Origin of the sequence: Pseudomonas sp. L13, from assembly GCF_009935965.1 — a bacterium.
GTDB classification, from domain to species: Bacteria; Pseudomonadota; Gammaproteobacteria; order Pseudomonadales; family Pseudomonadaceae; genus Aquipseudomonas; species Aquipseudomonas lactis.
Map to the genome: position 1 here is coordinate 1 of NZ_QODJ01000133.1, position 2,294 is coordinate 2,294.

The window sequence follows — 2,294 nt, forward strand, 5'->3', positions numbered from 1 at the left end:
ATCGGTGTGAATCAGTCGAGCGGTTCTATCACCACCATCGCGCCGGATGATGTGTACAAAGGCGACCAGACCGTCACCACCGCTATCAAAGGCGTAACCGGTGGCGAGCATTTCGAGAACCTTGTACCTAGTACTACCGCGGTGAACACCACCGTTACGGACACACCGGGTACCGATAACACCACCACCGTGACGCTGACAGCGCCTAACGCAGTTAACGAAGGTGGGCAGATTACGTACACCGCAACGCTCTCCAACAAAGCTGGCACTGATGTAACGCTGAAGTTGGATAACGGCTCGTCGATCACCATCAAGGCTGGCGACACTGTTGGCACTGTGACCGTGCCCGCTCCTAGCGATGACGTGTTTATCGATAAGAGCACGCAGACCGTCAAGATCACTGAGACTGTTGGCGGCAATTTCGAAAAACTCGAAGTGGCAGGCAACGGCGCAACCACCACGATCAACGACACCATCGACAAAGTCGATGTGGTTTTGACGGCCACCACCACCGTTGGCGAAGGCGGCAATATCGTCTACACCGCCAGTCTTGTGGATAAAAACGGCGCGCCGGTGACCAACATCACCAATCCGTTGACCGTCACCTTGGACAACGGCAAAACCATCACCATCGGCGTAAACCAATCGAGCGGTAGCGTTTCGGTTGTTGCTCCTGATGATGTCTATAAAGGCGATCAAACCGTCACCACCGCTATCAAGGGTGTTACCGGCGGTGAGCACTTCGAAAATCTGGTTCCAGGTACTACCCCGGTTAACACCACCGTTACGGACACACCAGGTACCGATAACACCACCACGGTTACGCTGACTGCGCCAAGTGCCGTTAACGAAGGCGGCCAGATCACCTACACCGCGACCTTGAGCAACAAGGCCGGTACTGACGTCACCTTGAAGCTGGATAACGGCTCGTCGATCACTATCAAAGCTGGCGAGACCGTCGGTACTGTGACCGTGCCCGCCCCTACTGATGACGTGTTCATCGACAAGAGCACTCAGACCGTCAAGATTACTGATGCTTCCGGCGGCAACTTCGAAAAACTCGAAGTGGCAGGCAACGGCGCAACCACCACCATCAACGACACCATCGACAAAGTTGATGTGGTCCTGACCGCTACCACCACTGTTGGCGAAGGCGGCAACATCCTTTACACCGCCAGCCTTGTGGATAAAAACGGCGCGCCGGTGACTAACATCACCAATCCGCTGACAGTGACCTTGGATAACGGCAAGACCATCACTATCGGTGTGAATCAGTCGAGCGGCTCTATCACCACTATCGCGCCGGATGATGTGTACAAAGGTGATCAAACCGTCACCACCGCCATAAAAAGCGTGACCGGCGGCGAACACTTTGAAAACCTGGTCCCTGGCACTACCGCGGTGAACACCACTGTCACCGATACCCCCGGTACCGACAACACCACCACCGTGACGCTGACGGCTCCGGCCGAAGCGAATGAGGGTGGTCAGATCACCTACACCGCGACCTTGAGCAACAAGGCCGGTACCGACGTCATGCTGAAACTCGACAATGGCTCAAGCATCACCATCAAAGCTGGCGACACTGTCGGCACCGTGACCGTGCCTGCGCCGACTGATGACGTGTTTATCGACAAGAGCTCGCAGACGGTCCAGATCACCGAGACCACGGGCGGCAACTTCGAGAAGTTGGAAGTTGCGGGCAACGGTGCGACCACCACCATCAACGACACCATCGATAAGGTCGATGTGGTCCTGACTGCCACGACCACTGTAGGTGAAGGCGGCAACATCGTTTACACCGCCAGCCTTGTGGATAAGAACGGCGCGCCGGTGACTAACATCACCAATCCGCTGACCGTAACTTTGGATAACGGCCAGACCATCACCATTGGCGTAAACCAATCGAGCGGTAGCGTTTCGGTTCTTGCTCCTGATGATGTTTACAAAGGCGACCAGACCGTCACTACTGCTATCAAAGGCGTAACCGGTGGCGAGCACTTTGAAAATCTGGTGCCGGGTACTACGGCGGTGAACACCACCGTTACGGACACCCCAGGCACCGATAACACCACCACGGTTACGCTGACTGCGCCAAGTGCCGTTAACGAAGGTGGCCAGATCACCTACACCGCGACCTTGAGCAACAAAGCCGGTACCGACGTAACGCTGAAACTCGACAATGGTTCGTCGATCACCATCAAGGCTGGCGACACGGTTGGCACCGTAACCGTGCCCGCGCCTACCGATGACGTGTTCATCGATAAGAGCACTCAGACCGTCAAGATCACCGA

1 protein-coding gene is annotated in these 2,294 nt (G+C 55.9%); it reads left to right on the plus strand.

Annotated elements, in window-relative coordinates; all coding sequences use genetic code 11:
- Positions 1 to 2,294 (plus strand): immunoglobulin-like domain-containing protein (locus tag DK871_RS28335; RefSeq protein WP_375139757.1); only part of this gene is annotated, 2,294 nt, incomplete at both ends.